The sequence below is a fragment of the Halobacterium wangiae genome (genome assembly GCF_021249345.1).
In the GTDB taxonomy this organism is placed as follows: domain Archaea; phylum Halobacteriota; class Halobacteria; order Halobacteriales; family Halobacteriaceae; genus Halobacterium; species Halobacterium wangiae.
This window is the reverse complement of record NZ_CP089588.1, coordinates 2969848-2992388: the sequence shown is the minus strand read 5'-3', so window position 1 is coordinate 2992388 and position 22541 is coordinate 2969848. Positions and strand designations below refer to the sequence as shown.

Sequence of the window (22541 nt, the reverse complement as noted above, 5' to 3'; positions counted from 1 at the left end):
TTATGAGTCCATCAGCGACTTTATCGAGGAACTTTGCGAATTTGACAGTGCCTCGAACTGGTATCTTTGCTATCTCGAATGCACGACGCGCGATTGAGGAATCAGAATCTGTCATCCGACTACGCTTCCGTTATTGTCATGCTTAATGAAACTGTGGATACACGCGACACTTCAGAATAGACATCCGTATCTGGCGAAGCAAGGTGAGATAGAGCCGGTATCAGAATATCGAGTTGTAGAGATACCACTTGGCATATGTTCTACCCCGCGCTCCAAAGTCCCGAACCCGGTTGACCTGGGCTGGTTCGAGATTCCCATATACACCCGTTGCAACAACGATTAACACAACTAAGAGACCTATCGCCTTATACGCTGCTTGGACACCGAAGACGAAGCCCACAACGGTAATTATCCCTCCAAAACCCGTCCATGGCATACCTGCCCAGAATACAATCCACGAGAATCCCGTGACAACGGCTAACGGCATATATACCCCGTAGAATAGCGGAATCCAGAGAACCCGGGGCAAAGACTTCTCAAGTCGGCCCTTTACCAGCTCTCCGACGTTCAAGTCAGGAGGGTCTTCCTGATCGATAGTAGTCTCTTCAGCAGTTGATGCCATTTCTGATACGGCCGTTTGTGAACACTGAGTATAGTTGTTGGGGACTATCAAGTGGGAGTGCTGATAGGCCAACGACCAGAACATCGTCGTGCTCCACTCAATACGCTCATCAACATGGATTCTTGGGGATAGTTAGTCCGTTGATGATCATTCGCTCGTTGACCACCGATACACGACCATGAATTGTCATGTTTGTCCTAACAACAACGGATAGGATACGACAAGGTTGTTTAACTACACCCGATATGATGGACTCTCTACCCTGTATTCGGCGGAATAAATCCGTAGTCGAGGTCTGTTTTCACAAGGATCCATTATGGATTTCAGCTACCTGAACGAGGCCGAGCAGCGGGAGATCAGGTAGCCGTAATTGGTCGTCTCAGGGCCTCTATCACTGCTTGAGGAGTCAATTCTTCGTCCGGTAGATACTCTTTCGTTCCTCGACAGATGAACGGTACACTGTTCCAGAGCCGCCACCAGCACTGAAGCCAAGCGTGCCCTCGCGACGACTGGCAAACTATTCGAGGGGACCCGCTCACTCGGCACGAAAATCGGCGTCCTCGATTTCTTCGACAGACATGAGTCGCGCGCAGCAGACGTAGAATCGCCCAGCAGTTCTGCGATACAGGTCTCTCCTTGCGCATCTCGAAAGGCCATCCGGAGCGGAGAAACGTGCACTGAATAGCTATCCTTCCAGAGGACGAACATACTCGGATGGAATCGATTGTTCAGTCGACCAGAGAGGCGTTAGAATTTCCAGTCCTCCGAGGCCTTTCGCCGCTCCTGAAGACGCTCATAGCAGTTGGCACGTACGCCACCTGGACGGCGCTTACGTGGCTACTCGAAGGTAGAATTCAGACGCTGCTCCGCCCAGAAGCCGTGACTGACAGGTTGGTGTACACAGGCGCCGTGAACATACTCGTCGGTACAATTCTCGCCCTGTTACTCGTCCGGGAATTCGTCGCGTCTGATTTCGTCTCCCGTTCGAGTCTCGGGTTCCGCTCTCTCCCCCGCACTATCGTCGCCGCTCTGATCGGCGGGGCTCTCGGCTTCACCCTCTACGCGCTCCAACAGCCGCCTACGACCGACCCCGTGGTATTGATGAACGTGTTCGCGCAAGTACTCCCCGTCTCTATCGCGGAGGTTATCGTGTGCTGGGTCGTCGTCGGAGGAAGCATTGGGGCGCTCCTGCGGCATCGAGGGTCGAACCGGTATATCGCCAGCGGGAGTGCACTAGTCCTCTCCAGTCTTCTGTTCGGCGTCTACCACTTCGCCCATAGCCCTCCCTTCAACACGGTCGAAATGGTGGGCCTCCTGACGGTCGTGAGCGTGGGAACGGGCCTCATATACTTCGTCGGCCACTCCTTCTACGGGGCCCTGGCCTTCCACAATTTCATGGCCCTGATCGGCGTCGTGTCGACGCTCGACGAAGCGGGTCAGATCGGCTCGTACCAACAACCACTACCGCCACTGCTGGGAACGGCCTTCGTCGCATTGGTCATCGTGGTCGGGGTCGAACGTCTCTTCGTCCTCGACGCGGACGAGAAGGGTCCAAGAGAATACCGGGTATAATTCCCTCCTCGAAGTCCCCCGCAGATTGCTACTCGAGCATACGTTCGAGAAGCGAACGCGCCGTACCCTCAGCACTACTGAAGCGATATCTCACCGACTGAGGATTTCGACAAAGTTTCACCACCGGTACCAGACGGTCAATTTCACGCGATCTCGTCAAACACTCTCTATCGTTTGTTTTCGGGCGTCTGCATCCGCCAAACCAGTTATTTTCGTAGCGATCTGTTATCGATCTCAGCCACCTGAACGAGGTCGAGCAACACGAGAGCGGTGAGGAGCGTCGAGCGCTGCCCTCCTCGAACGACGGTCAGTCAGAGGGCGATTCTACGTCGTCGGTGTTGATGCTGCCGACCTCGGCTTCTCCCTCGTCCGCTCGGGACTGGAACTTCCCGACGACGACGGTTACCACGTAGATAGCGACGGCGACGAGGACGATGACGCCCCCTGCCGTCGCCTCGCCGTAGTAGGCGAACCCGATGCCCAGAAGGACGGCCAGTTCCGCGAGGGCCACCGAGACGAACAGCGACTCGGTGAAGCTCCGGGACACCTGCGACGCGCCCGCGACGGGCACGACGAGCATCGCCGCGACCAGGATGACGCCCATGATCTGCATCGCGCCGACGACGACGAGTGCCGTCAGCATTACCATCACGCGGTTGTACCACGAGACCGAGATGCCGGAGACCGCCGCTGCGGTCTCGTCGAACGTCACGTAGAGCAGCTGGTTGCGCGTGAGCGCGACCGTCGCGACGATGACGCCGAACAGGACGAGGAGGATCACCGCGTTCTCCGCAGAGACGGTGGAGAGGTTCCCGAACAGGTACTGGTTGACCCCGACGGCGAGCCCGCCGGCGTTGATGCTGATGAGCACCGTCCCGAGTGCGAACCCCGTCGAGAGGACGATGGCCATCGAGACGTCGTTGTAAGCGTCGGTCACCTCCGAGATGAACTCGATGAGCAACGCCGCGATCATCGCGACGACCACTGCCGTCAGGTACGGAGAGACTCCCAGATCGAGGACTGCGTTGAGGAACAACCCGACGGCGACCCCGGCGAACGCGGTGTGGGCCAGCGCGTCGCCGATGAGCGCGAGCTGGCGGTGGACGAGGAACGTCCCGATGAGCGGGGCCATCACCCCGATGCACAGCCCCACGAGGATGGCCCGGTGCATGAAGCGGTAGCTGGGGTTGATCAGCTCCCAGCCGGTCAGGTAGTAGAGCTGCGTCATCAGCCAGTACCAGAGGTCGAGGAACCAGTAGAGGGGCGTGAGAACGGAATCCACTGCCCCCAGCTGCAACGCGACGAAGAGGGCGTCGGTCATGCGGCATCACCGACGAGTGTCGCAGCGGTGCCGAACGCACGGCCGAGAGCGTCGCTCTCGACGAACGCTCCGGTCGGCCCGTCGAAGTAGATCTCGCGGTTGAGACAGACGACGCGGTCGGCGTGCTCGGTGACGGCGCTCAGGTCGTGTTCGATGAGGAGTATCGTGATCCCCTCCTCGTTGAGCGACTCGAGCAGGTCGTAGAACGCGTCGACCGACTCGACGTCGACCCCGACGGTGGGTTCGTCGAGGACGAGTAGGTCGGCCTCGCTGGCGAGCGCCCGGGCGATGAACGCGCGCTGGCGCTGGCCGCCCGAGAGCTGAGTCACGCGGCGGTCCGCGAACGCCGACATCCCGACCGTCTCCAGCGCCCGGTCGACGATCTCCCAGTCGCGGTCCGAGAGCCGACGGAAGCCGACGTGGGGGAACCGCCCCATCTTCACGACCTCGCGGACGGTGATTGGCATCTCCTTGGAGGCGCTGGCGTGTTGAGCGACGTAGCCGATGCGCGAGCCGTCGTCGAACGCGTGGGCGGGCTCGCCGAACAGGCGGGCGTCGCCGTCGTCCGGCTGGAGCAGACCCAGCATGAGCTTCATCAGCGTCGACTTGCCCGACCCGTTCGGTCCGACAATGCCGACATACTCGCCGGGGTCGACCTGCAGCGAGATGTCCTCGACGACGGGCGTCGCGGTGTAGCCGAAGTCGACGCCCGACAGCCCGATGATGGGCGCGTCGTCGGTCCTCCTCGAGTCGGGTCCGGTATCGGGGTTCACTGGAAGTTCCTCCATTCCTCGTTCCACCCGTCGTAGCCGGCCTCTTCGGGCGGTCTGTTCCCGAGGACGACCTCGAAGGTGGGCATGTTGATCTGGTAGGCGATCTCCTCGTACCCCCAGTTGTTCTCGACCCAGTCCTCGCGGACGCCGGCGTAGGGGGTCACAGGATAGTACCCTTCGACCGCCGTTTCGGCGACGAGTTGCTCGGCCGGCTTCCGCGTCTCGAACACGCCGGCACCGATGTACTCGATGTCGTTCTCGTCGATGACGCGCTTGGCCTCGGTGATGTCGGAGGGCTTGACGTCACCGCTGGCGGCGAGGTTGACGACGAGCGGACGCATCTGGACGCCGTACCTGGCGCCGACGTACTGGAACGCGTTGTGGGCCGCTAGCTGGACGACGTCGCGGTCGGCGGCGTCGAAGATGGACTGGTAGTCCCGGTCGATCTGCTCGAGGACCTCGCTCTTGTAGGTCGAGGCGTTCTCCCGGAAGGTCGACTCGTGCTCTGGTGCGAGTTCGACGAGTCCCTCGGTGATGTTGTCGACGGACTGCTTCGCGCGGTCGGGGTCCAGCCAGAAGTGGGGGTCCTTCCCTCGTCCATCGCCGACACCCTCCTCCTCGGGGTCGAGGCTGGCGGCGAGGTCGACGAGTTCGACTCCCTCGCGGACGTTGACGAGCTGTGTATCGACGTTGTCGTCTTTCAGCGTCTGTATCGCCCGGTCGGCCCAGGGCTGGAAGTCCGGTCCGACGTGGACGAACGCGTCGGCCTCGATGATGTCTCTCGTGATACTCGCGTTCGGCTCCCAGCCGTGCCCGTGGAGGCCGGTCGGGATCAGATTGCGTACCTCGACGGGCGTCCCGTCCGCAATCTTCCGGGCGAAGTCGAAGAAGCTGAAGAACGACGCGACGACGACGGGGCCGTCCCCGGAACCGCCGGGGTCGGCTCGGTTCGTCGCCCCGCCGAGACAGCCGGCGAGCCCCGTGGCGACGGCCCCCGACCCGGCGAGAAGCACGTCTCTTCTGGAGAGAGACGGAGACGTCTCCGAGCGAGTCCTGTTGGTCATTGTCAGTCGATGGTAGTGGCCCCAAATATGTTAATGCTATCGGTCTAACTGAGGAATTCGACTAGTCTAAAACAGTGCCTCTCCTCGGGTGTCCCTCCAGCCGTGGTGGTTCGTGGCTATTCACCTCGTCGCGCCCCGGAACTTCGCCAGTTCGGCGATGAGTTCTCGTTCTTTCAGCAGAACGAACCCGGCGACGACGACCAGGAACCCGACGAGTGTGGTCGCCGCTATCGACTCCTCGAGCAGGAGCCAGCCTGTCACGACGGCTACGACCGGCATGAGGTACGAGACGAGGTTGATCTCCAGGGGGCCGAACTGTTCGAGCAGCGTGAAGTAGACCACGAACCCGATGCCGCTGGCGAACACGGAGAGGTAGCCGAGTATCAGCAGCGCCGGGACCGGCAACGCCACGTCTGCGAGCGACTCGCCGAGCACGAGGCTGAATCCGTACTGGATGGCCGAACCGAGGAGCATCGCCCAGCCGGTCATCGCCACGATGGACATCGAGGGGTGGGTCCGGCGCACGAGCACGGTACCGAGGGTGACGCTGGCCGCGGCGGCGAGCACGAGCAGTTGCCCGCCGAGCGCCCCGCCGAACAGCGACGCTGGGTCGGGTTGGACGACGATGACGACGCCGACGAAACCCACGAGCACGCCGAGCAGTCCGCGCCGCGAGAGGCGCTCTTCGGGGAGAAGGAACCACGCGGCGATGGGCGTCAGGATTGGAATCGAACTGTAGATGATGGCGGCCACCCCGCTGGTGGTCGACTGTTGGCCGACGAACAGCAGCCCCGTCCCCCCGATGAAGAAGACGCCACCGGCGAGGACGGCGCGGCGGTCGCTCGCGGTCTCGGGCGTCCAGTCGTCCGTGGTCGCGGCGGCGTAACCGAGGAGGAGGACCGCGGAGAGGAGGTAGCGGAGCGTCGCGAACAGCAACGGTGGGACGTACTCCAGGCCCGCCTTGATCGCCGGGAACGCGCCGCCGAACAGCGCGGCAATGAGGACGAACAGCCCGAGAGAGCGGAGACGACTCACGTTCGGACCAACGGGAGGGCGGTCAAAAAGTGCAACCGTGGTGAACGCGGTTCGAACGTCGCGTTCACAGGAGCAACAGGACGACGGTGTAGCCCGCCACGCCGGCGACGAACGCGCCAAAACTACTCTCGCGCTCCTCGGGGAGTTCCTCCTTGATGACGTTGAGGACGACGCCACCGGCCAGGAACGCCAGGAGCAGTCCCAGCACGACGTCTCGGACGTCGACGGCGAGGCCGACTGCCAGTCCGGAGAAGACGGCTCCAGCGAGTATCCACCGACCGCGGTGCGTGTACGCCTCCTGGTGGTGGTCGCGGAGACCGTAGTCGTTCACGACGAAGTGCAGCGCCATCGCCACGAAGTACAGCAGGAGCGCCGCAGTGCCGGACTCCTCACGGTGTACCAGGAGGTAGCCGACGAGCGCGTTGTACACCGCGAACGAACTGATGTGGACCCAGAACACGTCCTGGGGCGTCTGTGTCTCTCGCTCGCCGGCGACTGCACGGCGGTCGACCTCGGACTTCGACCGGACGGCCAGGCGTTCGAGGCCGTAGAACGTGGCGAATCCGACCAGCGCGACGAGGAAGAGGACGTGTTCGTCGACCGCCACGAGCGCGGTCGCCGTCTCGCCGCCCTCGGCGAGTTCGGCCTGGCGCTCGGTGACCTCCGGGAGGAGGTGGACGAAGACGTACGCGACCGACGCGCCGCCCGCCAGGGAGAGCGTCCGACTGCGCGGGATGGCCTGCAGGAAGCGGAGTCTCCCCGCGAGGAGGTGGACCGCCGCCAGTCCGCCCGCGAGGAGCGTCGCGGCGACTGGAGAGGCCATTACTACTGGTTCGGCGCTGCCGTCGAAAAGTGTACTGACCGCTCAGGGGATCGTCTCGAGGAACTGCTCGGGGTCGTCGTGGAAGCAGTCGCCGACGACGACCGCGTCGGCGCCGGCCGCGAGTATTTCCTCTGTCTGCTCGTGGGTCTCGATGCCGCCGCCATAGAACAGCACCGTCTCGTCGAGGTAGTTGGCCGCCGCTTCGACGTCCTCTGGGCCGCCGTAGGTGCCGGAGTACTCGACGTAGAAGACGGGGAAGTCGTAGAACGACTCCGTCGCGAGTGCCGCGCCGGCCACCTGGTCCGGAGTGTACTTCGTGTCGACGCCCGACTCGTCGGCGGCCTTCGAGTCGAGGTTTTGGACCACGTACCCCTCGGCCAGAATCTTCTCCGAGAGTTCGAGGACGGCCTCTCGACCCTTCGACGCGATGACCTCGCCGACGAGCGGGATTCCGGTGCCGAGCGTCTCCGCGGGTTTCCGGGCGACCTCGGTGAAGAACTCCACGTGTTTGTCGACGAAGTTGTCACGGTCGCCGTTGTACACCGCCGGGATCGAGAGGTAGTCGACGGCGTCGATGGTCTCCGTGGAGACGTGGCTCGAACTGTACGGCTCCTGGAACACGGGTAGCCCCGGCAGTTCCGCCCGAATCCGTTCGATGGCGTCGAGGGAGTTCGCCTCAGTGACGCCGTCGGACCCGCCGACGATGACGAGGTCGGTGTGGTCCAGGATGTCGAGGTTCGCCGGCAGGTCCTCGGCGGGGTCGACCTTCGTGACGTGTGTGATATCGTTCCAGTCGATGGACATGGTGTGCGAGTGGAGAGAGTGAGTAATGATTCCTCCGACTCGGCGAAGCCGCCGCGAGCGTCGCTGCGGGTTCAGTACGTCCAGAGCCGCGCGATTCGCGAGTCGACGTCCGGATGTGCGTCTCGTAGCGTGTCGACGTCGGTCTCCCCGTCGACGTTGACGACGTGGACCTCGCCACGCCGCTCGCTGTACGTGCCGTGGAGGTCGTAGACGACGCCGAGGACGTCGACGCCGTCGGGGACGTCCTCGCTGTCCAGCAGCGAGTCCACCTGCCGGTCGACGTTGTACTCGACGAGTCGGTCGATGGCGGCTTCGCGGTCCAGTTCCTCGGGGAGGCGCTCGACGCCGGCTTCGAGGTGCGGGGCCAGCAGTTCGATGCAGTGTTCGATGCCCGGTGGTTCCGAGAGCCCGTCGGTGAGGTAGTCGTACGTCGCCGTGACAGCGCCACAGCCCGTGTGCCCCACGACGACAGCGGTGTCCGTACCAGTGTGTTCGAGCGGGTAGAGCACGTCCCCGGAGACGACCAGGCCATCGTCGGTCCGTTGGACGACGCGGTTCCCGATGTTGCTACACGTGAAGATCCGGCCGGGTTCGTCGTTCCCCCAGACGTGGTCGCCGAGGACGCGGGAGTCCGAACAGCAGACCGAGACGACGTCCGGCCGCTGGCCGTCCTGGTGGCCGTCGAGGCGGTCGTGGAACGTGGCCGCGTGCTCGGCGTTGCGCTCCAGCAACTCGCGGACGGTTCTGTTCATGGGTCGCTCGGCAGTTCGCCGCCGGGGACTTTGGTACTACCGTTCTCGGGTGGCGACTGGACGACTGTCGAGAGTGGCGACAGTAGACTTTTGGTCCGTGTCGGTAGAGTTCCGGGGGTGAGCGACACGGTCACTGCCCTCCTGGCGGAGTCGTCCGCGACCCACGCCGTCCGCGAGTTCGACGTAGCTCCCGAGGAGCTCGACCTGACCGCGGACGGCTGGACGGCCGCTGGCGCCGTCGTCTGGAACCCCCGTGGCAAGGCGGCGTTCGTGGAGACAGCGTGGAGCGACGGCTGGGTGCTGCCCGGTGGGAGCGTCGAACCCGGTGAGACGTTCGCCGAAGCCGCCGAGCGCGAGGTCGCCGAGGAGACCGGGCTGTCGGCCGAGATACTCCACCCTGGCCGCGTCGAGGAACAGGTGTTCCGCGCTGGCGACGAGGTCGTGCGCGGCTGGTTCGTGGCGTTCGCGGCACGCACGGACCAGACCGAGTTCGGCGACGACCTCGGGGAGGACGACGACGAGATCGCGGCTGCCGCGTGGTTCAGCGACCCCCCGACGGACACCGAGTCGTTCGTGGACGCCCGGGCGCTCCTCCGGGACTGCCGCCTCGACTGAGCGGTCAGTAGTCGTCGGCGAGTTCGTCGAGGGACTCGTGGTGTTCGGTGGTGTGTGGCGCGGTGAGCGGCGAGACGGAGACGTGGCCGTCGACGACAGCACGGCGGTCCGTCCCCTCCGGGTCGGGGACCGTCCCGGCGTCCATCAGGTCCCACATCCGGTCCTTGAGGACGACCGTCTCGCCGTTCCGTTCGGCGGTCATGTCGTAGCCGTGGGACGGCCGCGTCACCTTCATCTCGCCCGACGGCTCGGCGCCCGGGTGGGGTGCGTTCACGTTCAGGTAGTCGGCGTCCTCGAAGACGCCGGTTTCGAGCGTGTGTTCTGCGAGGTAGGCGGTCGCCTCGACGGCGGCCTCGTAGTCCTCGGAGTGGGTCTCGGCGCCGAAGTCCTCGCTCGTGAGGAACAGCGACGCGGCGATGGCGGGGACGCCGAAGAACGCCGCCTCGACGGCGGCGCTGACCGTCCCCGAGCGCCCAAGGACGTACATCCCGAGGTTCGCGCCCTCGTTGACGCCGGCGACGACGAGGTCGGGGTACGGCCCGAGCGCCTCGAGGCCCGCGACGATGCAGTCCGAGGGAGTGCCGCCGACAGCGTAGCCGAGTTCGTGCTCGTCGACGGTGACCTCCCGGGACATCGCACGCCCCGTCGCGCTCTGGTCGTTCGCGGGCGCGACGACGGTCACGTTGCCGACGTCGCGTAGACCCTCGGCGAGCGCACGGATGCCAGGGGCGTCGATCCCGTCGTCGTTCGTGACGAGGATTTCCGGACTGTCTGCCATTGGACGGACGTCGACGCGACGGCGAAAAAGCGTATCGACGGCCGGCGGACGGAGCGCGGCGAACTCGGGTTCAGCGAACGACGACGACCGGCGACGGCGACTGACGGAAGACGGTCTCGGCGACGTTGCCCACGATCAGGCGGTCGGCCATCGACCCGCCGTGACTACCGACGACGACCGTCTCGAAGTCCGATGCCATGTTCACGATGGCGCGACTCGGGTGTCCCACCCTGACTTCGGTGGCGATCTCGGTGTCGTAGTCCGCGGCGATCTCGCGAGCGCGAGCCAGGACCGGTTCCGCGCGCTCTTCGGCGGCCTGTACGATGTCGTCCTCCAGTGCGAGCGCCGTCGCCTCCGCCCAGAACGCGGTGGGCTGCCCGACTACGGTCAGCACGGTCAGTTCGGCGTCGGGGAACTCGTCGAGGGCGTACTCGAGGGCGTGTTCGGCCATCTCGGAACCGTCCATCGGCACGAGAACGCGCGAGACCATACGGGAACAGACGGGTGATTCCCGGATAAACGCTCGGTGGGTGGGCCGACGACCAGTCGACCCCGCCGTCTACAGCAGGAAGGCGAACAGCACGTAGGAGCCGACGACCGACAGCGCGGGCGTCGCCACCCAGAGGAACACGATGCGGCTGGTCGCCGCCGGGTCGAAGAGGTCCTCCGCGGTCAGTTCCTCGATGTCCTCCTCGCCGATCGGCGGGACCGTCGGCGTCTCCTTGGGGGGCGTCGCCGGTTCCTCGGTCTCCCCGCTCGCGATGTCCCCCACCGTCGTCCCGCCCGTGTCGTCGTCGGCGACGGACGGGGCCGCCAGCGCCCCCGTCGAGAGGCCGGGTCCCGGTTCGGGTTCGACGGACGGCGTCGCCAGTTCGGCCAGCGTGACGGCGCGACTCGCCCGCCCCCAGCCCAGGCCGATGATGCAACACGTCGTGCTCACCGCGAGACTCGCCGGGATACCGAGGTAGGAGAGGACGGTGATGATCGTCGCGCCGACCGTCGAGACGATGAGGGCGGCGAGGATGGGGAGGTCGGTGATACCCTCGCCGACCGTCGCCAGGGTGCGACGGGCGATGGTGAACCCGCCGAGACTGATGGCCGCGACCGCGAGCAACACCCCCTGGCTGGTGTCGACCGTGCCGTTGCCGACGAGTGGCGCGACGGCGTTCGCGGCGTTGCTCGCGCCCGCACTGAACCCCATGTAGCAGGCGATGCCGAGCACCAGGAACGAGGCGACGAGGTCGCGGGACGACGCGTTCGGGTTGAGGTGTAACCGGGGGAGCCGCCCCGACCGGTCGACCTGTATCAACTGTCGCTGGAGTCGCGTGAACGACAGCCGCGCGTCGAGTTGCGGGTAGACGTACCGTCCGATGACCGCGCCGATGGCGAAGCCGACGAGTGGCGCGACGATCCACGCCGAGACGATGGTGAACATCAGCGCCTCGTTGAGCGACCCCGTCGCGAGACCGAGGCCGACGATGGCACCGACGGCGGTCATCGACGTCGAGGCGGGGACGCCGTAGATGTTCGAGATGAGCAGCGAGAAGCCCGTGAAGAAGAGGACGCCGACGCCTGCCGCCGGCGAGAACTGTGCGGCTGGCACGATGCCGTCGCTCATCGTCGCGATGACGTTCCGCCCGATGGTCCACGCGCCGGCGAGCGCGAACACGCTGAACAGCCCCGCCGCTGTCGCCTTCCTGACGAGTCTGCTGCCGACCGCTGGTCCGAACGCGACGCCCGTCGAGGAGCCACCGATGTTGAACCCGACGAACGCCGCGACCAGGATGCCGACCACGGCGAGCAACGAAACCACCTCAGGCACCTCCTGTCGGAGACGCCCCGACACGGGAACAGAGACGTAGAACTCTCGCAGTTGAGCAGCCCATACGGTACGTTGTCGGGCGGCGGTGTAAAGAGAATTTGGCTCGGCGAACGGGCCGTGGAACTCAGAACACGACGCGCTCGACCAGCCGGCGGACCAGCCCGGGCTGTCTGGACTCGTGGGGGTAGACGGTCACCTCGGTGCAGTCGGCCGCGGTCGGCGTGTGTCGGTCCCGTCCGCCACGGATGCGGTTCCGGGTCCCCGTGCGGATTACGAGGTCTGCGACGCCCGCGTCCAGCGTCTCGTCGCCGCCGTCGGTCCGGGGGAACGGCGCCCGGACCGGCGCCGACAGCAGGCCCGCGAGCTCCTCCTGGTAGGCCTCGATGGTCTCCCGGCGCTGGTCCGGCTGTCCGTCCGACACAGGGAACTGGAGCGTGACGTGGCCTCCGGTCTCGCCGGCGATCGTGTTCGCGACGGCGACCGTCGCGGGGTCGTAGGGGCCGCCGTCGCCCTCGAGGACGACGTTCTGCGGGTCGTCGTAGCCGCGGTTCTCCACCAGCAGCGCGTCGCAGTGGGCGTGCCTGACGAACCAGTCGATAGGGTCGCCGAGGAGCCGCGACCGGAGCCGCAGTCGCTCGTGTTCAGCGACGACGAGGTCCACGTCGCGGTGTTCCGCGAAGTTCACCATGGCGCGCTTCGTGTCGTGGCTGACGATCTCGCCGTACTCGACGTCCACGTCGAACTCGGCGGCGAGGGCGTCCGTCTGCTCCTCGAAGGAGACGTCGGCGGGCGACTGGACCTCGGCCGCGTGGTCGAGGGGTGCCTGGTCGGGGACCTCCTCGAATCGCACCACGACGACGCGGCCGTCGTAGGGACGGACGAGGTCGGCGGCGAGCGCCAGCAGCGACCGTTCGCGGTCTGCGGTGGCGTACCGGGTGAGCGCGACGAGCACCTCGTAGTCACCGTCGCCGGCCTCGGCGACGATGTCCTCGGTCTCCGTGAGGACGTCGCGCCCGAGTCGACGCCGGATGACGTCCGTAGCGGCGCCCTCCCGGCGGATGCGCGGACGGGCGTACACGACGTACCACGCGATACTGCCGAGCGTGATGACGAGGGCTCCGAGGAGCGGGACCATCCCCATCTGGGTCAGCAACACGACGCCGCTGACGACCCCGAAGGCCTGCATCCACGGGTACAGCGGCGAGTGGAACTCGGGTTCGTACTCTGTGCTGCCGTGCCGGAACGCGACCACGGCGAGGTTTATGAGGACGAACACGAGGATCTGGAAGGCGCTCGCGAGTTTCGCGATCTCGAGGATGGGGACGAACGCGATGAGCACCAGGACGACGGCCCCGGTGAGCGTGATGGCCGTCGTGGGGGTGCCGAACTTCTCGTGGATCTCCGCGAACGTCGGCGGCGCGAGTCTGTCGCGGCTCATCGCGAACGGGTACCGCGAGGACGAGAGGATCCCGGCGTTGGCCGTCGAGACGAGCGCGAGGATGGCCGCGGCGATGACCGCGTAGACGCCCCACTGCCCGAGGGTCGCGTCCGCAGCGACGGCGACCGGAGTCGCGGACCCGGCGACTGCTCCGGCTTCCGTCACGCCGACCATCACGGCGACGATACCGACGTACAGCAGCGTGGTGAACGCCAGCGACCCGAGGATGCCGATGGGGATGTTCCGACCGGGGTCCTCGACCTCCTCGGCGACGCTCGCGACCTTCGTGACGCCCGCGTAGGAGACGAAGACGAGGCCGGTCGCGGCGAGCAGCCCCTCCCAGCCGCCGACGAAGAAGTTCTGGTAGTTGGCCTGTTCGACGCCGCCGGCGCTCCCGGCGACGAACCAGCCCAGCGCGACGAGCATCACCGAGACGATGACCACCTGGAGCCGACCGGTCTGTTTGGCGCCCAGGAGGTTCACGAGCACGAGGAACGCCGCGAGGCCGAGCGCGACCGGCTTCACGGGGAGGTCGAACAGCAACACCAGGTAGGGGACGCCGCCGACGAGCGCGAGCGCACTCTTGAACGACAGCGAGAACCACGTTCCGACGCCGGCGATGGTGCCGAGCACCGGTCCCATCCCGCGCTCGATGTAGAGGTAGGTGCCGCCGGCCTCCGGCATCGCCGTCGCCATCTCCGACTTGGAGAGCGCCGCCGGGACGACGAGGAGTCCCGCGAGCAGGTACGCGAGGATCACCGCCGGGCCGGCGATCTCCAGTGCGAGCGCCGGGAGGATGAAGATGCCACTGCCGATCATCGCACCGACGCTGATGGCGAACACTGCACCGAGTCCGAGGTCTCGTTCGAGTTTCTTCATAGTGTCAGGTGGATGGACGAACGTGCTGCTGGACTCGTCTGTACGGGGTTCTCGCGCTGTCTAATCGACACGTTACCGCCTCCGAACGATCTCAGTACCGAGGACTGCCGTCGCGTCGACGGTTTCGACGTCGACGTTCTCGAAGACGTCCAGTCGGTCGGGGTCGTTGACGCGGACGATCACGCGCTCGACGTCGAACTGCGTCCGGAGACACTGTGCGAGCAGCAGGTTGGTCGCGTCCTCGGGTTCCAGAACGAGAGCCGTCGTGACGTCTCCGAGTTCGAGGTCCCGGAGCACCGCACTGCAGACCTCCTCGACGCCGTGGACCGACTGTTCGGGGGGCGGGTCGGTGGGTGGGGACCGGTCGACGAACGTCACCGTCTGGCCGTCCGCGGTGAGTCGGTCGGCCACGTCTCGTCCGACGGGTCCGCCACCGACCACGAAGACGGGATCGTTACTGTGTCGGTGCTCCGCTTCTCTGGGGTTCTGTCGTGGTGTGCTCATGGTTGGGAGGCGAGTGCAGCCTCGGTGGTCGAGACCGCCGCTCACCCACACCTACAGAACGGAGCAGCATAAGTAACGCGTATTAATTCACGAAACAGGATTTTCCAAGCTAGAATTTCACGTTCCGTCCTCAGCACCCGTCTCGAACTCGGTGTAGGACCCGTGGTGGATGTTCCGGATGATGTCCTCGTCGACCACCTCCAGGCCGAGTTCGTTCAGGTCCCGGCCGATGCGGCTCAGGTCGTCGCTGTCGGTCCCGACCGCGGAGACGTGTACGTTCTCGGCCCCGGTCATCACCTCCTCTACCCGGACGACACCCGGGATCTCCAAGGCGGACGCCGCGAGTTCCTCGCGCCGTGGAACTGGCGCCGTACAGACGATGAGCGTGTGCAGCTGGTAGCCCGCTCGCTCGTAGTCGACGTCGGCGTGGTAGCCCCGCAGGATACCGCGGTCCTCCAGGCGCTGGATGCGGTTGCGGACCGTACTCGGGGAGACGCCGGCGCGGTCCGCGATGGTCTTCGAGGATGTCTTCCTGGCGTTCCGCTGGAGCGCGTGGATGATCAGTCGGTCCAGGTCGTCGAGCCCTTCGAGAGTCATGGGACGTACTCACCGACGAATCCGCATAAAATACCACCCTGCGACCGTCGACTCCCGAACGCCTACGCCGCGTCGACGACCGTCTCCTCGTCGACGACGAGGTTGTACGCCTCCTCGTCGTCGTTCCAGAGGACGAGCGCGGACTCCACTGAGAGCAGGTCGCCGTAGTCGGCGTCCAGGAGGTCGCGATTGAGGCTCGTCGGCCGGACGAGCACCGCGTAACAGTCCTCGCTCTCGCTGCCGTCGCTCACCTTGAACAGCGGGTTAGCGTCCTCGTCGGCGAGGTTCCGGGAGAGTTTCGCGACCACCGCGTCCGTTCGGTCGGTCACCCGGTCGTCGGCGTCCGCGAGTTTCAGCAGGCGGTCCGCGCCCAGGGCGACGTCGTGCTGGCGGCGACCGTCCGTCCGCAGCAGCGAGTACGAGTACCGGACCTCGGTGTGGAGGAACTCGGAGGGGCGCTGACTGGACTCCGCGAGACGCCGCTGGAACGCCGGCGCCTCGACTTCCGGCTGTTCGTCGAAGCTCCAGCCGCGGTCGGTCGGCCGTTCGCCGGGCCAGAGCCGCGGCGTCGGGCTGTACACCGTCGCCCCGCGCCGCTCGACCGCCCGCTCGACCGAGCGGAGCTGCGTACTCGTGTGCTTGTCCGCCGGGGCGAGCGCGAGAAACGTCCCATCCCCGGCGAGGCAGTCGAGGTAGCGTTCGACGACGGCGACCGGGTCGTCGAGTTCGCTGAGGACGCTGCACGCGAGCACGAGGTCGTACTCGCCCTCCGGCTCGAAGGCCTCGGCCGTCTGGCGGTGTATCTCGGGGTGGACGTTCCGGGGGGCGTCCTCGAGCAGTTCCTCGAGCACGTCCGCCGCGGCGCTCGGCTCGACGGCGTGGTACTCGACGAGCGCGTCCTCGGGAAGGAAGTCGAACAGCCCGAGCGCGGGGCCGCCGACGCCCGCGCCGACGTCGAGGACTCGAAGGTTACCGCTCAGCAGGCCGTCGCGAGCGAGGTCCGCGAGCACGTACTGGATGGCCGCGTAGTACGTCGCGAGGTGGTAGACGGCGTAGCCGAGCGCGACGTCGCTGTCGTACTCGACGTCCGCCTGGCGGTAGTAGTCGTCCTTGAAGCGTCGGATCTTCTCTCGCAACGCGTCCCCCGACGCTCCCCGGTGCCACTCCGGACCCCAGCGGTCGACGAGCAGGTTCTCGACGGTTCGCTCGTAGGCCGCGGGGAGCGCGTTCACGCCGTCGAAGTCGGGGGAGACGGGGTCGTCGCTGGCCGGCACGAACGTGCCGTCCTCGCGCTCCACGATGCCGAGTTCCGCAGCGTGCTCGCGGAGCACCTGCCGGACGACCGCGTCGTGTGGCTGGTCGGCGACGTACTCTCTGAGTTCTGCGGGGTCCAGCGGGCGGACTCCACGGAGGTACTTCGCGCTGTCCAGGATCGCGTCCCTATCGACGGGCATCCTCGTACACCTCCGCGAAGTCCTCGGCGTCGGCGAGGCGGCGCGCGGCGGCAGCGACCTCGTCGGCACCCCCGAAGGCGTCCTGAATGTCCGCGTACACGCCGGCGTTCCCGTCGGTGACGCGCTCGGCGAGGTCGGACAGCGACTCGTACACCGGGGTCGCTAGTTCCTCGGGCACGTCGTCGGCCGCGAGCGCGAACGCCAGCACGGCGGCGTGCGCCCGCCCCTGGATCGTCGCCATCGCGTCGTCGTGGTCTTCGGGTTCCACGTCCACGAGGTCGTTGCCCGCGGCTTCGAGCCACTTGCGCACGCGGTCGGTGGCGGGCCCGGGTGTGCTCGACGACACGGCGATGCGGCCGGGTCCGTGTTCGGGTGCGAACAGTGGGTGGAAGCTCACCCGCTCGCGGGCGGGCGCCACCGTCGCCATCGCGCGCAGCGGCTGCTCCATCGCGCCGGTGAAGTCGACGACCGCCTGCTGGGCCTTCGACGCGTGTGCCTCGATGGCGGCCTCCGCGACGCGCATCGGCACCGCGATAGCGACCAGTCCGAACGACTCCTCGGCGTCCAGTGGAACCGTCCGGGCGCGGCCGTCGTGTGCCTCGGCGGCCGCCGCGGCTCGCTCGTCGTCGACGTCGGCGAACGCCACCGGTGCGTCCGCCAGCGCCGCGAACCACCGCCCCACGTTGCCGGCCCCCACCACGAGTACGTCCATCGACCGACGGTAGCGCCCCACCCGGCAAAAGACGTTCGCTAGTCGACGCGTGGATTTTTATCCCTCCGCCGTATCTCCGAATTCATGTCGTCCGTCGACGTCCACCTCGGTGCGCCCGCTCCCGGGCGTCGCTGGCTGGTTCCGGCCCTCGGGGTGACGCTAGCGGGTGCGGGGCTCGCTTACTTCGGCACGCACGGCGTGCCCGGCCCGATGGTGGCGGTGGCGACGATCCTCCCGGCGCTCGCACTCCTGGGGTACGGACTCTGGTTCTGGCTGCGGGCACCGGCTGGCGCCCGTGGCGACGCCGTCTTCGCGTGGGCGATCGGTGGCGCGGGGGTCGTCATCACGCTCGACCTCTGGGCCGTACTGGTGGGCACGTACGGCAGCACCACGACCGTCACCCACGTGGTCATCCAGCACACGAGCACCGGGGCGCTGGGCGCCGCCATCGCGGGCACGTACAGCGAACGCGACCGCTGGCGGGCGGGCTCGCACCTCCGACTGCTGCGCGCACTCGACGCCGCGATGGACGGGATCGCCGTGCTCGACGACGCCGGGAACGTATCCTTCGCGAACGCCGCGTTCGCCGAGGGCTACGGCGTCGACAGTCCGGGCGGCGTCGTCGGCGACCCCTGGCAGGTCTGCTACCCGGAGGCTACCCGCGAGCGCGTCGCAGCGGTGCTCGCGGAACTAGACGCGGGCGAACGCGAGGAGTGGCAAGGGACGGTCACCGCCAGGCGCGTCGACGGTACCACGTACCCGCAGGACCTCTCTATGACGGCGCTGGCCGGCGACGGCTACGTCTGGGTCTGCCGGGACGTCACCGGTCGCGAGGAGCGCGACCAGCGCCTCCGCGTGCTGAACCGCGTACTGCGCCACAACGTCCGCAACGCGCTCAACCTCGTGCTGGGGCGGGCCGAACGGCTCCGGGAGCGACACGGCGACGACGAGGACATCGAGAGCATCGTCGCCGCGGCCGAGAACCTGCTGGCTGCCGGCGAGAAGGCGCGACTGCTCGAACGCGCCCTCGAAGCGGGAGTCGCGCCGGCGGACCGACTCGGGGAGATCGTCACCGAGGAGGTCGAGCGCGCGGCTGACCAGTACCCGGACGTCTCCTTCGAGACGACCGTCAGCTGCGAACTGGAGGCGGACAGCCGACTCCGGCTGGCCGTCAGGGAGCTCCTGTCCAACGCGGCCGAACACAACGACGCCGCCGACCCCACGGTACACGTCACCGTCGAGGCCGGCCCGCCGACTGTTCGCGTCGCGGACAACGGCTCCGGCATCCCGGAGAACGAGCGCCGTGCGCTCGGCGGCGTCGAGGAGACGCCGCTCCGGCACGGCTCCGGGGTCGGTCTCTGGCTCGTCTACTGGCTCGTCACCCAGTCCGACGGTACCGTCGGGGTCACCGACGAGGGGAACGTCGTCGTTCGGCCGGACGCCGAACCTGTCAAGTCGCCTGAGGGAGCGGGAAAGAACTAAACCACCCGCCGGACTTGGTGGGTCTGGAATGACACGGCCGGCGACGGTCCTCGTCGTCGAGGACGAACGCGAACTCGCAGACCTGTTCGCGGACTGGCTCTGCGCCAGGTACGACGTACGGACGGCGTACAGCGCCGAGAGCGCTCTCGAACAGTTCGACGAGGACGTAGACGTGGTGTTGCTCGACCGTCGCCTCCCGGAGAGCTCCGGGGACGACGTACTACAGACCGTCCGTGAGCGCGGCAACGACTGCCAGGTGGCGATGGTGACGGCCGTCGACCCGGACTTCGACATCCTCGAACTCGGGTTCGACGCCTACGTCGTGAAGCCAGTCGACCGCGAGGACCTCGAGCGGCTGGTCAGCCGACTGCTCGCCCGCTCGCTGTACAGCGACGAGGTACAGCAGTACTTCTCGCTCGCGTCGAAGCGCGCGACCCTCGAGACGTCGAAGACCGACGAGGAACTCGTCGACGACGACCGCTACCAGTCGCTGTGCGACGAGATCACGGCGATGCGGTCGAACCTCGACCAGCTGGTCGGAGAGCTCGACGAGGCGGACTTCCTCGCGGTGTTCAAGGACCTCAGCGAGGAGAACTCGGACGGGTACCGCTGACCGCTACTCCGCGAGCGAGACGGGGTAGTCGACCAGATTCTCGTAGCCGTCCTCGGTGACCACGACGATGTCCTCGATGCGGACGCCGCCGACCTCCGGGTCGTAGAGTCCCGGTTCGATGGTGACGACGTGGCCGACCTGGAGTTCGTCGCCGCCGCGGGAGACGCCGGGCTTCTCGTGGACGTCGAGGCCGACGCCGTGCCCCGTCGAGTGGATGAACCCCGTCTCCGTCTCCGGGTCCGTGAAGACTGTCGGGTGGCCGTGCTCCTGGTAGACGTCGACGACCGCCTGGTTCACGTCCTCGCCGGAGACGCCGGGACCGACAGCGTCGAGGGCGGCCTCCAGCGCCTCCTCGGTCACGTCGTACCACTCGCGCTGGGTCTCCGAGGGCGTCCCGTTCAGAAACGTCCGCGTCATGTCGCTGTGGTACTTCGAGGCCTTGTCCCGCGGGAAGATGTCGACGATGACGAAGTCGTCTGCCGTCAGCGGGCCGCTGCCGCGGTTGTGGGGGTCGGCGGCGTCGGCGCCGCAGGCGACGATGGTCTCGTCGAGCGAACAGCCGTTGCGGAGCAGCGTGATCTCGATCTCCTGGCGCACGAACTCGCTGGTGAGCGGTTCGCCGTCGTGGTGGAGGACGCCGTCGACGACGTCCGCGCCCCGGATCAACTCCTCGGCGCGCGCCATCGCCCGCTCGTTGGCGCGCTGTGCGCGGCGGACGTGCTCGATCTCCTCGTCGGTCTTCACCGCCCGGATGTCCATCACGACGTTGTCGTCGTCGGCGTCGACCGTGACGCCCTCCTCGCGGAGCGCGTCGGCGACGCCGACCGGGAACTTCCTCTGAACGGCGAGGGACTCGCAGCCGAGGTCGGCGAGGAACTCCGCGCGAACGAGTGCCGACGCCGTCTCGGCGTCGTGGTCGGCACGCTTCTCCTGGAAGTCGTAGTCGGAGAAGCGCTTCACGACGTCCGCGCGGCTCTCCTTGTTCGCTCGGCCATACTCCAGCGAGGAGGCGAGGATGCCAGTGGCCTCGGGCGTGTAGACGGCGAAGAACGGGTCGGGCGCGCCGAAGCCGGTGACGTAGTAGAGGTCGGAGTTCGAGGCGTCGTCGTAGAACGCGTACCCGTTGAGTCCGCGTTCGTCGAGGTACTCGTCGAGTCGCCCGAAGTCGGGGTCCATGCCACCGAGTCGTCGAGGTGGCACCTAAACGCTACCGCCTCCGGAACCCTATTGGGGTGGCGCGCCGTCGCCACGCCCATGCAAGCCACTGTCGGGAACTCGCGGGTGAGCGGCGCCGCGCGCGCTCCGCCCTCGAAGAGCTACACGCACCGCGCGCTGCTCGCCGCTGGGTACGCCGACGGCGCACTCGTCCGGAATCCCCTGGACAGCGCGGACACTCGTGCGACCGCCGCGGCGGTCGAGGCGTTCGGCGGCAGCGAGGCACGCGAGGGCGACGACTGGAACGTGACCGGCTTCGACGGGACCCCCTCCGTCCCCGCGGACGTCGTCGACTGCGCGAACTCCGGGACGACGATGCGCCTCGTCACCGGGACAGCGGCGCTCGTCGACGGCACCACCGTCCTCACCGGCGACGAGTCGCTGCGCTCGCGGCCCCAGGGACCGCTCCTCGACGCTATCGAGGCGCTCGGCGGTCGTGCGTGCTCTACGCGCGGGAACGGCCAGGCGCCGCTCGTCGTCGACGGCCCGATCGAGGGCGGCCACGTCGAGATGCCGGGCGACGTCTCCTCGCAGTTCGTCACGTCGCTGCTCATGGCCGGCGCCGCCACGGAGCGCGGCATCGACGTCGCGTTGACGACGGAGCTGAAGTCCGCGCCGTACGTCGACATCACCCTCGACGTGCTGGCGGACTTCGGGGTCGAAGCCGAGGAGACTGCGGACGGCTACAGTGTCGCTGGCGGGCAGTCCTACGACCCCGCCAGCAGCGAGTACGACGTCCCCGGCGACTTCTCCTCGGTCTCCTACCTGCTCGCGGCGGGCGCGCTCGCTGCCGACGACGAGGTGGTCGTCGAGGGTGCCCACCCGAGCGCGCAGGGCGACACCGCTATCGTCGACGTGCTCGACCGCATGGGCGCGGACGTCGAGTGGCGCGACGACGCGGGCGAGATCGTCGTCCGGCAGTCGGCGCTCTCGGGCGTCACCGTGGACGTCGCGGACACGCCGGACCTGCTCCCGACGCTCGCCGTCCTCGGTGCCGCCGCCGACGGCACGATGCACATCACGGACGCCGAGCACGTCCGCTACAAGGAGACCGACCGCGTGAGCGCGATGGCCGAGGAGCTCGCGGAACTCGGCGTCAAAACCGAGGAACGCCCGGACGAACTGCTCGTCCACGGCGGCGAGTCCGAGCTCGTCGGGGCACGCGTCGACGGTCGCGGCGACCACCGCCTCGTGATGGCGCTCGCCGTCGCTGGACTGGTCGCCGACGGTGAGACCACTATCGAGGGTGCAGAACACGTCGACGTCTCGTTCCCCGACTTCTTCGACGTACTCGAGGATCTCGGCGCCGACGTCGCTCGGTGAGGAGGTCCCGCTACACGTCGAGTTCGTCGTTCGCGAGCGCGACGGTCTGCTTCCCGGGGTTGTGCTCGACGAGTCCGACGTCCGCTAGCTTCGGGAGGTGGCGGTGGTACAGCGAGATACGGATCTGCTTGACCTCGTCGCAGGTCGCTCCCGGTTTGTTCCCACTCTCGAGGTCAGCGAGTTCCCGCACGAGTTCGTTCAGCGACAGCTCGGCATTCGCGTCCTCGAGTATCGAGAGGACGTGACGCCGGCGTTCGTTCGCCAGTGCGCCGTGAATACGTACGTCGCCCCTCTCTGCGCCGATCCGCATCGATTCTGCCATGTCGAATATGGAAGGCCACAG

The 22541-nt window shown here is 66.9% G+C and carries 23 protein-coding genes; 5 read left to right on the top strand and 18 right to left on the bottom strand.

Annotated features, from left to right (window positions below; all coding sequences use genetic code 11):
- Positions 1-220: 220 nt before the first annotated feature.
- Positions 221-622: a hypothetical protein gene (locus LT965_RS15845; protein WP_232701828.1), complete on the bottom strand. Its 402-nt coding sequence runs from the start codon at positions 620-622 to the stop codon at positions 221-223.
- 714 nt (positions 623-1336) lie between these two features.
- Here LT965_RS15845 and LT965_RS15840 point away from each other — a divergent pair.
- Entirely contained in the window at positions 1337-2194 is an 858-nt protein-coding gene (locus LT965_RS15840) for a hypothetical protein (protein ID WP_232701827.1), read from the top strand.
- Positions 2195-2501: 307 nt separating this feature from the next.
- Here LT965_RS15840 and LT965_RS15835 read toward each other — a convergent pair whose 3' ends face one another.
- From LT965_RS15835 to LT965_RS15805, 7 genes are all read right to left on the bottom strand, one after another.
- On the bottom strand, positions 2502-3515 hold the full coding sequence (locus LT965_RS15835) for a metal ABC transporter permease (protein WP_232701826.1): 1014 nt from the start codon (positions 3513-3515) through the stop codon (positions 2502-2504).
- The gene (locus LT965_RS15830) at positions 3512-4303 is read right to left on the bottom strand and encodes a metal ABC transporter ATP-binding protein (protein ID WP_232701825.1); all 792 of its coding nucleotides are present in this window, start codon (positions 4301-4303) and stop codon (positions 3512-3514) included. Before LT965_RS15830 ends, LT965_RS15835 begins: the two co-directional genes overlap by 4 nt.
- The gene (locus LT965_RS15825; protein WP_232701824.1) at positions 4285-5352 is read right to left on the bottom strand and encodes a metal ABC transporter substrate-binding protein; all 1068 of its coding nucleotides are present in this window, start codon (positions 5350-5352) and stop codon (positions 4285-4287) included. The genes LT965_RS15830 and LT965_RS15825 overlap by 19 nt, the downstream gene beginning before the upstream one ends.
- Before the next feature lie 120 nt (positions 5353-5472).
- A complete protein-coding gene (locus LT965_RS15820) occupies positions 5473-6387 on the bottom strand; it encodes a DMT family transporter (RefSeq protein ID WP_232701823.1) in 915 nt (304 codons plus the stop codon).
- A gap of 64 nt (positions 6388-6451) precedes the next feature.
- Positions 6452-7210, bottom strand: coding sequence for a hypothetical protein (locus LT965_RS15815; RefSeq protein ID WP_232701822.1), 759 nt, complete (start codon positions 7208-7210; stop codon positions 6452-6454).
- A gap of 42 nt (positions 7211-7252) precedes the next feature.
- A complete protein-coding gene (locus tag LT965_RS15810) occupies positions 7253-8014 on the bottom strand; it encodes a geranylgeranylglyceryl/heptaprenylglyceryl phosphate synthase (RefSeq protein WP_232701821.1) in 762 nt (253 codons plus the stop codon).
- A 71-nt stretch (positions 8015-8085) separates the two neighbouring features.
- A complete protein-coding gene (locus LT965_RS15805; protein ID WP_232701820.1) occupies positions 8086-8766 on the bottom strand; it encodes a carbonic anhydrase in 681 nt (226 codons plus the stop codon).
- Between the two features lie 117 nt (positions 8767-8883).
- Between LT965_RS15805 and LT965_RS15800 the strand changes: the two genes are divergently transcribed.
- Entirely contained in the window at positions 8884-9381 is a 498-nt protein-coding gene (locus LT965_RS15800) for an NUDIX domain-containing protein (RefSeq protein WP_269782702.1), read from the top strand.
- Between the two features lie 4 nt (positions 9382-9385).
- On the opposite strand, the gene surE is transcribed toward LT965_RS15800, so the two are convergent.
- The 8 genes from surE to LT965_RS15760 form a co-directional block, all read right to left on the bottom strand.
- Positions 9386-10159, bottom strand: coding sequence for a 5'/3'-nucleotidase SurE (surE, locus tag LT965_RS15795; RefSeq protein WP_232701819.1), 774 nt, complete (start codon positions 10157-10159; stop codon positions 9386-9388).
- A gap of 70 nt (positions 10160-10229) precedes the next feature.
- Positions 10230-10649 (bottom strand): universal stress protein, encoded by a 420-nt coding sequence (locus LT965_RS15790; RefSeq protein WP_232701818.1) that lies wholly within the window; start codon positions 10647-10649, stop codon positions 10230-10232.
- A 69-nt stretch (positions 10650-10718) separates the two neighbouring features.
- On the bottom strand, positions 10719-11972 hold the full coding sequence (locus LT965_RS15785; protein WP_232701817.1) for an inorganic phosphate transporter: 1254 nt from the start codon (positions 11970-11972) through the stop codon (positions 10719-10721).
- 133 nt (positions 11973-12105) lie between these two features.
- Positions 12106-14298, bottom strand: coding sequence for an amino acid permease (locus LT965_RS15780; protein WP_232701816.1), 2193 nt, complete (start codon positions 14296-14298; stop codon positions 12106-12108).
- A 72-nt stretch (positions 14299-14370) separates the two neighbouring features.
- Entirely contained in the window at positions 14371-14802 is a 432-nt protein-coding gene (locus LT965_RS15775) for an NAD-binding protein (RefSeq protein ID WP_269782701.1), read from the bottom strand.
- A gap of 117 nt (positions 14803-14919) precedes the next feature.
- Positions 14920-15399, bottom strand: coding sequence for an Lrp/AsnC family transcriptional regulator (locus LT965_RS15770; RefSeq protein WP_232701814.1), 480 nt, complete (start codon positions 15397-15399; stop codon positions 14920-14922).
- 62 nt (positions 15400-15461) lie between these two features.
- Complete coding sequence (locus LT965_RS15765; protein ID WP_232701813.1) at positions 15462-16853, bottom strand: small ribosomal subunit Rsm22 family protein; 1392 nt, start codon at positions 16851-16853, stop codon at positions 15462-15464.
- Positions 16840-17565, bottom strand: coding sequence for a prephenate dehydrogenase/arogenate dehydrogenase family protein (locus tag LT965_RS15760; RefSeq protein WP_232701812.1), 726 nt, complete (start codon positions 17563-17565; stop codon positions 16840-16842). Before LT965_RS15760 ends, LT965_RS15765 begins: the two co-directional genes overlap by 14 nt.
- 84 nt (positions 17566-17649) lie before the next feature.
- On the opposite strand from LT965_RS15760, the gene LT965_RS15755 reads away from it, so the two are divergent.
- Complete coding sequence (locus LT965_RS15755) at positions 17650-19047, top strand: ATP-binding protein (protein ID WP_232701811.1); 1398 nt, start codon at positions 17650-17652, stop codon at positions 19045-19047.
- Positions 19048-19075: 28 nt separating this feature from the next.
- Positions 19076-19660 (top strand): HalX domain-containing protein, encoded by a 585-nt coding sequence (locus tag LT965_RS15750; RefSeq protein WP_232701810.1) that lies wholly within the window; start codon positions 19076-19078, stop codon positions 19658-19660.
- 3 nt (positions 19661-19663) lie between these two features.
- Here LT965_RS15750 and LT965_RS15745 read toward each other — a convergent pair whose 3' ends face one another.
- Positions 19664-20836 (bottom strand): M24 family metallopeptidase, encoded by a 1173-nt coding sequence (locus LT965_RS15745; RefSeq protein WP_232701809.1) that lies wholly within the window; start codon positions 20834-20836, stop codon positions 19664-19666.
- Between the two features lie 78 nt (positions 20837-20914).
- Between LT965_RS15745 and aroA the strand changes: the two genes are divergently transcribed.
- Positions 20915-22198 (top strand): 3-phosphoshikimate 1-carboxyvinyltransferase, encoded by a 1284-nt coding sequence (aroA, locus tag LT965_RS15740; RefSeq protein ID WP_232701808.1) that lies wholly within the window; start codon positions 20915-20917, stop codon positions 22196-22198.
- 10 nt (positions 22199-22208) lie between these two features.
- Here the strand turns inward: aroA and LT965_RS15735 are convergent, their stop codons facing one another.
- Positions 22209-22520 (bottom strand): DUF7344 domain-containing protein, encoded by a 312-nt coding sequence (locus LT965_RS15735; protein WP_232701807.1) that lies wholly within the window; start codon positions 22518-22520, stop codon positions 22209-22211.
- Between the last annotated feature and the right edge of the window lie 21 nt (positions 22521-22541).

What these genes read in the sequence shown, in the direction of transcription:
- LT965_RS15845 (WP_232701828.1), bottom strand. Translation starts at nt 622, where the DNA reads ATGGCATCAACTGCTGAAGAGACTACTATCGATCAGGAAGACCCTCCT.
- LT965_RS15840 (WP_232701827.1), top strand. Translation starts at nt 1,337, where the DNA reads ATGGAATCGATTGTTCAGTCGACCAGAGAGGCGTTAGAATTTCCAGTC.
- LT965_RS15835 (WP_232701826.1), bottom strand. Translation starts at nt 3,515, where the DNA reads ATGACCGACGCCCTCTTCGTCGCGTTGCAGCTGGGGGCAGTGGATTCC.
- LT965_RS15830 (WP_232701825.1), bottom strand. Translation starts at nt 4,303, where the DNA reads ATGGAGGAACTTCCAGTGAACCCCGATACCGGACCCGACTCGAGGAGG.
- LT965_RS15825 (WP_232701824.1), bottom strand. Translation starts at nt 5,352, where the DNA reads ATGACCAACAGGACTCGCTCGGAGACGTCTCCGTCTCTCTCCAGAAGA.
- LT965_RS15815 (WP_232701822.1), bottom strand. Translation starts at nt 7,210, where the DNA reads ATGGCCTCTCCAGTCGCCGCGACGCTCCTCGCGGGCGGACTGGCGGCG.
- LT965_RS15810 (WP_232701821.1), bottom strand. Translation starts at nt 8,014, where the DNA reads ATGTCCATCGACTGGAACGATATCACACACGTCACGAAGGTCGACCCC.
- LT965_RS15805 (WP_232701820.1), bottom strand. Translation starts at nt 8,766, where the DNA reads ATGAACAGAACCGTCCGCGAGTTGCTGGAGCGCAACGCCGAGCACGCG.
- surE (WP_232701819.1), bottom strand. Translation starts at nt 10,159, where the DNA reads ATGGCAGACAGTCCGGAAATCCTCGTCACGAACGACGACGGGATCGAC.
- LT965_RS15790 (WP_232701818.1), bottom strand. Translation starts at nt 10,649, where the DNA reads ATGGTCTCGCGCGTTCTCGTGCCGATGGACGGTTCCGAGATGGCCGAA.
- LT965_RS15780 (WP_232701816.1), bottom strand. Translation starts at nt 14,298, where the DNA reads ATGAAGAAACTCGAACGAGACCTCGGACTCGGTGCAGTGTTCGCCATC.
- LT965_RS15775 (WP_269782701.1), bottom strand. Translation starts at nt 14,802, where the DNA reads ATGAGCACACCACGACAGAACCCCAGAGAAGCGGAGCACCGACACAGT.
- LT965_RS15770 (WP_232701814.1), bottom strand. Translation starts at nt 15,399, where the DNA reads ATGACTCTCGAAGGGCTCGACGACCTGGACCGACTGATCATCCACGCG.
- LT965_RS15765 (WP_232701813.1), bottom strand. Translation starts at nt 16,853, where the DNA reads ATGCCCGTCGATAGGGACGCGATCCTGGACAGCGCGAAGTACCTCCGT.
- LT965_RS15760 (WP_232701812.1), bottom strand. Translation starts at nt 17,565, where the DNA reads ATGGACGTACTCGTGGTGGGGGCCGGCAACGTGGGGCGGTGGTTCGCG.
- LT965_RS15755 (WP_232701811.1), top strand. Translation starts at nt 17,650, where the DNA reads ATGTCGTCCGTCGACGTCCACCTCGGTGCGCCCGCTCCCGGGCGTCGC.
- LT965_RS15750 (WP_232701810.1), top strand. Translation starts at nt 19,076, where the DNA reads ATGACACGGCCGGCGACGGTCCTCGTCGTCGAGGACGAACGCGAACTC.
- LT965_RS15745 (WP_232701809.1), bottom strand. Translation starts at nt 20,836, where the DNA reads ATGGACCCCGACTTCGGGCGACTCGACGAGTACCTCGACGAACGCGGA.
- aroA (WP_232701808.1), top strand. Translation starts at nt 20,915, where the DNA reads ATGCAAGCCACTGTCGGGAACTCGCGGGTGAGCGGCGCCGCGCGCGCT.
- LT965_RS15735 (WP_232701807.1), bottom strand. Translation starts at nt 22,520, where the DNA reads ATGGCAGAATCGATGCGGATCGGCGCAGAGAGGGGCGACGTACGTATT.